General features: G+C 59.3%; 6 protein-coding genes. 4 read left to right on the top strand and 2 right to left on the bottom strand.

Going from position 1 to position 6,457, the window contains the following annotated elements; all coding sequences use genetic code 11:
• The first annotated feature begins 239 nt into the window (after positions 1-239).
• The 3 genes from EOB80_RS23815 (at position 240) to EOB80_RS23825 (ending at position 3,316) form a co-directional block, all read left to right on the top strand.
• A complete protein-coding gene (locus EOB80_RS23815) occupies positions 240-1,154 on the top strand; it encodes an NAD(P)-dependent oxidoreductase (RefSeq protein ID WP_127330127.1) in 915 nt (304 codons plus the stop codon).
• 247 nt (positions 1,155-1,401) lie between these two features.
• Positions 1,402-2,286: an endonuclease/exonuclease/phosphatase family protein gene (locus EOB80_RS23820; RefSeq protein WP_164762695.1), complete on the top strand. Its 885-nt coding sequence runs from the start codon at positions 1,402-1,404 to the stop codon at positions 2,284-2,286.
• Positions 2,287-2,431: 145 nt separating this feature from the next.
• On the top strand, positions 2,432-3,316 hold the full coding sequence (locus tag EOB80_RS23825) for a UbiA prenyltransferase family protein (protein ID WP_164762696.1): 885 nt from the start codon (positions 2,432-2,434) through the stop codon (positions 3,314-3,316).
• On the opposite strand, the gene EOB80_RS23830 is transcribed toward EOB80_RS23825, so the two are convergent.
• Positions 3,313-4,971 carry a glycosyltransferase family 39 protein gene (locus EOB80_RS23830; RefSeq protein WP_164762697.1) on the bottom strand — a complete coding sequence of 553 codons (1,659 nt, stop codon included), beginning with the start codon at positions 4,969-4,971 and terminating at the stop codon, positions 3,313-3,315. The genes EOB80_RS23825 and EOB80_RS23830 overlap by 4 nt on opposite strands.
• A 5-nt stretch (positions 4,972-4,976) precedes the next feature.
• Entirely contained in the window at positions 4,977-6,137 is a 1,161-nt protein-coding gene (locus tag EOB80_RS23835) for a hypothetical protein (RefSeq protein WP_127330135.1), read from the bottom strand.
• A gap of 30 nt (positions 6,138-6,167) precedes the next feature.
• Between EOB80_RS23835 and EOB80_RS34595 the strand changes: the two genes are divergently transcribed.
• On the top strand, positions 6,168-6,457 hold a 290-nt coding region (locus tag EOB80_RS34595; RefSeq protein WP_164762698.1), incomplete at its 3' end, for a hypothetical protein.

The following is a 6,457-nucleotide window of genomic DNA, read 5'->3' on the forward strand; positions in this document are numbered from 1 at the left end:
GACAGCAATGGGTCCTGAACCTAGGGGCAACCCTGCCGTAGCCATCCTGTCATTGCGTTTCTTGACGACCGCGTCGCCCGTCTCGGGGCGAGTAGAAGCCCGCGCGCCCGATACGAAATTTCTGAAAGTGGTTCGCGCAGGTTGTTCAACCGGCATTTGTCAGCTCTACTCTCTTCGGAAGCACGGTTCCACTTTACAGTCCCAGGCCCCGACGTCGACAGCGCATTGGTAGAAACTGCATGCATGATGAATTTGTCCTGGTTACCGGTTCGCATGGACTTGTCGGCAAGGCGGTGGCCCAACTGCTCTTGCGAACTGGCAACCGTGTCCTTTTCGCAGACCTTCGCTCGGATACCCCGTTCGATATATGCGACCAGGAAAAGGTCGAGACGGCCGCGTCGCAGGTGACGGGGATTATCCATCTCGGGGCTGTATCGCGCGTCGTCGAAGCGGAGCGTCATCCGGCGCTGTGTCAATCCGTCAATGTCGATGCTACGCGTCACATTCTGCAGTCGGCCCTGAAAAGCAGACTCAAACCTTGGGTCATCTATGCGAGCAGTCGGGAAGTCTATGGTCCCCAGCCGGGAAAGCTTGTAAACGAAGACATTGCCCTCGCTCCCATCAACATTTACGGCCGGTCCAAGCATGAGGCAGAGAATCTCGTCACTGAGGCGCGCCGAGCCGGGCTGAAAACGGCAATTGTGCGGTTCTCAAGCGTCTATGGAGCCTTGAACGATCATGCCGACCGGGTCGTGCCGGCTTTTGTAGGCGCGGCGGTGACCGGCGGCACATTGCGCCTCGACGGGCCGAATTGTGCGTTCGATTTCACCCATATCGACGATGTCGCTCCCGGAGTCGCTGCGGTGGCGAGTCAACTGTTTGCGGGTGAACAGCGGCTGCCGCCAATCCATTTTGTTTCTGGCCGGAGTACCTCGCTTGAAGAATTGGCCAACCGTGCAATTGCTGCCGGCAACGGTCGCGGACGTTTCGTCATCGCCCCGCCGCGCAGTTTCGATGTGCATGAATTTGTCGGTGATCCAGGACGAGCGAAAGCGCTGCTCGGCTGGCAGGCAACCGTGACGTTGGAGGCCGGCCTCTCACGATATGCCGATCTGATGCGGACGCGTCTTCCTGTGGAACAAGCGGAAGCATGATTGCCGCCCGCGCGGGGCCATGTAAATAAATGCAGTCAGCCAGAGGTCCAGCCGGAGCGCCATCGCGCCGTGCGCCTCAGGGCAAGCAACCGCACATGATTTATGCCCGCACGCTCTGGCGCTTGGTAATGTTGTTGATAACTTCCAAGCCGGAATTCGTCTTCAAGAGGGTTACATTCTGATGATCCCGGCGAGAACGCCATGGCGGCGCCTACGGAGGCGGTTTTTGTTAGCTTGGACAGTCGTGGTGGCGGCGCTGCTCGTAGCCGGGTTCCTCAATACGCTCCATCCGGCGCTGGATTCGGTCAGCCATTTTCGGCTTCATCTCGCGGCGGTGTTGGTATTGTCCTTGGTTCTAGTTTCATGGAGCGGCTCTCGTGCTGCGCGGGTTTGCGCTTTGCTTTGCGGCGTGCTCGCCATTTCCGCAAACGTCCCGGTCGGGCAAATTTTTGCCAGAGAAACAGTGTCCCAGGACAAAGCGCACATATTCCGCCTGCTACAGATCAACGTCCGGTTCAACAATCCGACGCCCTTCGAACTTCTGGCTGTCATCCGAAATACGAAGGCAGATGTCGTCACCTTGGAGGAAGTGAACGACCAATGGGTCGAGGAACTTGCCTCGCTTGACGACCTTTATCCTCACAAAATCCTTTGCGGCGTCCGTCCGATCGATGGTGTGGCAATATTCTCCCGGCGATCATTCGATGCGACTCGGCCACCCACCTGCATCGGCAACACATCATTTGCCGCGGCCTCGATCAACTTCAACGGCAAAACAGTATCTGTTGCTGCCGTGCATTTGAAATGGCCATGGCCGTTCCCGCAACGCGACCAGATAGAGGCTTTGGCACCAGAAATCGGCCGCCTCGGCGCGAACGCCTTGCTGGCTGGCGACTTCAATGCGACACCTTGGAGCGCCGCCACGGGCCGGATCGCCAAGGCAGGCGAGCTCACGCTCGTACCTTCTGTCGGACCGACCTGGTCCCCGTATAGCTTGCCCTCGCTACTGCGCTTTGCCGGACTGCCCATCGATCAGCTTTTGCAAAAGGGAAAGGTCGTCGTTCGTTCGGTTCGAAAAATCGAAGCACCCGGCTCAGATCATTCAGCCTTGATCGTCGATTTCACGCTTTGAGATGCCGGAGTCTGAGGAATGAGGACTGCGATTGTCTGATCCAAGTTACATGGCCAATCTGATCACGAGAGGCTATGAGTGGGGTCATCGTGGGACAGCGAACCAAAGGGTGGAAAGTTTGTCAGCTACGGCCGATAGCGAGGGAATGGCATCAAGTCTTTCGGCTTGGTTCTCGCTGATCAGGCCGGCGCATTGGATCAAGAACCTGCTTCTGGTCGTACCTGTTATTTTCTCCCACGCGCCGATTTCTGCCGGCATGTGCACAAAGCTCGTCGTCGGTATGGTCGTGATGAGCCTCGCGGCTTCAGCCGGCTACATCGTCAATGATATCAAGGACGCGACCTTTGACAGGCTACATGCGCGCAAGCGTCACCGTCCGATCGCGGGCCGACTGATAAAACCTCAGCGGGCGCTCTCTGTTGCGATCGGGATGGCGGCGGCATCGCTCACTTTGGCGGCAGCGGCGATCGGCGTCACGGTGGCCATCGCGGTCGCTGCGTATCTCGTCGCCACCATTACATACAGTGCATATTTCAAGCGGTTTGTAGGGACGGATGTCGCAATCCTTACCGGACTCTATGTCTGGCGGCTGCTGATCGGCGGCGAGATCACCGCGACGTCCCTATCGCCTTGGCTCATCTGTCTCAGCGTAAATCTATTCATGGCGCTGGCCTTGATAAAACGCATCGATGAGGTTTCTGCCATAAGCACGCCAGCCACAGTGCCCTCGGGTCGGGGCTATACCCATGTGCACTGGTCTTCATTGCTGGCGGGCACCGGTTTTTTTGCCTTTGCCGCTGTGATTACGATTTTGGCTTATCTCGCCTGGAGCAATGCCGTCGTCCTTCACTATCGTGATCCTGTTTGGCTCTGGGGCGCGGCGGTCGCCGTCTGCCTTTGGCTCCTGCACCTGTGGCGACGCGCAATCGACGGCAGAATCGGCGGCGACCCAGTTATGTTTGCCGCGGCCGATCCGGTTAGCCTTGTCTTGATCTGCCTTGGGACGGCGGCTTACATCCAGGCAGTTTAGTGCTTCGGCGCGCAACTCGCGGAATCACTGATTGCCGAAACAAGTGCCGGGGCTGGAAGCGGCACCGTCTTTTCAAAGATGAAGACTTGCGGGCTGTCGAAAACCGTGAACGTCTCCTCCGCTTGGCCTGTAGGGTCTAGTAGGGGCGGCAAGACCGGACGGCGCCGGAAGGTAGCCACAAGCTGATATCCGAGTCTCCCTGACCACAAAGCAGCGTAGTATGGGCACATTTCGGGGAACCGGCCGAGGAGCCTTGGAAGGACCGAATAGTGCCGACGGCTGGCCACGATCAACCATCTGCTGCCAGCAAGCACATCGGCCATCCTGGCGATCTTGTCGGGCGATGAAACATCCAGCAACGGCAGCATCTTGGTCGTGAGCGGCGTGGCGCTTGGGATCCAATATGGTGGCCCGACATCCGCAGGCTCGACTACCACACCATCGCCTGCGGCTAGGCGCGGCACCATCCAGTCCCAAGCGGCGATGCGCGGGTCGGGTTTTTGATAGATGGCCGCCTGCATCAAGCCGGCCAGTCCCGTAACCACGCCTGTGGCCAGCATGGCTCCGGCCCGGATCCTGCCGACGCGCAACTGGCTGATGAAATAGCCTGAGAACAGGATCAGCAGGGGCAGCAGCGGCGCCAAATAGCGTACGAATTTGGCGTGCCAGCTGCAAACGATCGCGCCGTAAACGATGGCGAGAGCAAGTGCTGGAACATATTCGAGCGCCATTCTGTTGCCGCGCCTCAGATCGAGGACGAGCGCAACCATGCCGGCCAGACCCAGTGCCGGCACGATTGGACCGAGAAGCCACGGCAGTTGAGAAAGTTCGAACAGGCCGCCGACCGTGCCGACAAATTGGTAAGTCCAGAAGACGTCTGTGGTGCCACGTACGACACCGCCCTCGAAACGCATCGTAGCGAAGTAGGCGTCGGGGGTGGCCCACAGTTGCGGTGTCGTGACGAGTGCCAGCACGAGCACCACGACGGTCGCGGCACCCCCTGCCTTGATTGCCTCTACGACTTGGTTTCGCGCCCGGATGGAGCAGGCAACGGCGGTGAGTGGGCATAGCGCAAACACCAGCGCTGTCGTTTTCAGCCCGAAGCCGAGCCCGACCACCGCGCCGCTCAGCAGCGCGAAGCGCAGGAGGGGGATCTCACCGCGATTGTAGAATTGGCAAAGCTGAATCATCACGCACAGGCAAAGGATCAGCCCCGCTTCCGTAGTCAGGAAATGTGCTGATTGGATCAGCCCTGGCGAAGCGCCCGCACAGGCTGCGACGAAGAGCGCGACACGAGGGCTGAAACTTCGCTGCGCGGTGCGCGCGAGGATGACTAAGGTCAAGCTTGACCAAAGCGCGGAGAGGACGCGTCCGGCAAATTGTATGGCGGCCGGATCCGATCCCTGAGTACCGGTGAAGGGAGAGATCAAGGCTGCGAAAAAGCGTGGCAGATAGAGAGCAAGGCCGTTATAGGCGCTGAAGTCGGAGACGAGATGATCTGGATAAGACAGCCGTGCAGCGGCGGTGATGATGTTCCGCTCGTCCGGGTTAAGGATCAGCCCATGATCCCAGCCCAATCCCTGGACTCGCAGCACCGCCCCGAGCGCGACGACAAACCACAACCACTCCCGCAAGTGGCGGTCGCTAAGCGGCATTAATGTCATCTGCGCCGCCGCCGGGGTGGTCGACCACCGGGCGGACGTCTGGTCAATGGCGGAGACGCTGCGGCTCCCGGCTCATGCCTGCCCGCCATGGCAAAGGGCAGGACGAAAAGGTTGAAATGCACCAGCATATTTTGCGCGGCCTTCAGAGTTCCAAGTAGAAAAAGCGACGGCGCATGATACGTCTCGACAATGCCATTGAACGACACGGTGGTGGTCTGCGCGGCTGTCGCTGCGTCATAGCCGATAGTGAGTGCTGCGACCGTCATGGCAACACAGAAGAGCAAGATAGTCGACACCATCCTTCCCAACATCCTGGGCATAGGCAAGCCCGCACCCCGCGAAGCGACGATCAGCGATGCAAAAACCAGCGACGCGGCCAAGGTAAAGTCCGACGGGTAAAACCCGGTCGTGACAAAGGCGGGTGGCTGGAGCGCAAGAACACCTGTCGTCGTCAGCAGCGCGCCGGCTTCAGAGCACGCAATGCTTTGCGACACGCCGAACGGCATTAGCCGAAGCATCGCGTTCGAAATTGGCGTTGCAACGACGCAACTCACATCGTCGCTGACAACATACCAGGCAAGCGCGCCAAGGCAGGCAACGGCGAGCCAGATCTTCAGGCTTGGCAAAATGTCCGCCAGTCGCAAGCCGCGCGCGTTGCATGCAAGCACGGCAACCAGCACCGAACTTAGCAGAGGAGCGACGTAGAGATGCTGCGCCAGCATCAGTGTGGGCGTTCCAATCGAGAGGAACAGAACGATCACCCTGGCGAGGTTGAATATGAAGATGACGACTACAGCAGCGAGGATAGCCATAACGGGTTTCGGAAAAGTGTTCGTTCGCCCTCCGAGCCATGCGGTCATTGCGAAAAGGCTGACGATAAGGCCGCTGCCGTCACAGGCCGACGTGACGGCGACGGCGTGGCCCGACACCGTGTCCCGCAACTCGACGCCGTGACGAACCATATCGAAGCCGATGAGAGAAAGAAGCGAGGCAGCGACGATCGCCAGACCCTTCGTGACAATGCCGAACAGAGCGGCAATTGGAGGCGTTTCGAGAAGAACGAAGCCTGCAAAGAGGACGGTCAGGGTTAAAATGACCAACTGCCAAGGGCGCTGTCGTCGTGGAGCTTGGCCAGCGCGATAGTCCGAAACCGTCATCTTCGCTGGTCGGACTGCCTAGCCCAGAGCATGAGTGCCAGCAAGGCGCCAACGACGACGAAAAGCAAGGCGGGTACGCTGAAATTCGAATTCCCGCCGGGAACTGAATTGACATCGACAGGCGTGGAGGTCGCCGAAGGCGTCAACGACAGGGTAGGCGTATTGCTTGCAGTCGGTGAGAGGGTCCCGGTCGGAGTGTTGGTTGGCGTGTTGGTTACGGTGGCGGTGGCGGTGTCGGTTGGCGTGTTGGTTGCCGTGGGGGTGACGGTGTCGGTTGGCGTGTTGGTTGCGGTAGGGGTGACGGTGTCGGTGGGCGTGTT

Origin of the sequence: Mesorhizobium sp. M7A.F.Ca.MR.245.00.0.0 (assembly GCF_003997415.1) — a bacterium.
In the GTDB taxonomy this organism is placed as follows: domain Bacteria; phylum Pseudomonadota; class Alphaproteobacteria; order Rhizobiales; family Rhizobiaceae; genus Mesorhizobium.